Source organism: Pseudomonas sp. AU12215 (genome assembly GCF_001675465.2).
In the GTDB taxonomy this organism is placed as follows: Bacteria; Pseudomonadota; Gammaproteobacteria; order Pseudomonadales; family Pseudomonadaceae; genus Pseudomonas; species Pseudomonas nitroreducens.
This window is the reverse complement of the sequence record NZ_MACM02000150.1, coordinates 1-213: the sequence shown is the minus strand read 5'-3', so window position 1 is coordinate 213 and position 213 is coordinate 1. Positions and strand designations below refer to the sequence as shown.

General features: G+C 64.8%; 1 pseudogene. It reads right to left on the bottom strand.

The features are described 5' to 3' along the window. Positions 1 to 213, bottom strand: a pseudogene (locus tag A9513_RS22945) (IS21 family transposase); the annotation flags it as partial.

The following is a 213-nucleotide window of genomic DNA, read 5'->3' as shown; positions in this document are numbered from 1 at the left end:
CGAGTAGCGGTTGCGCCCGACGCTGACCAAGCAGGTGCTGGAGACCCGCGCAGGCCGCTCGACGTAACCGTCGAATGGCGCTGGCACAGGCATCAGTTCAGCGCGCTCCAACTCAAGCACTTCGGCCACACTCAGCCCGCTGTATTGAGGGTGCGTCAGCTCGTTCCAAAGCGCGCGGCAGCGCTGGCCCAGCCAGGCATTGAGTTCCTCGAA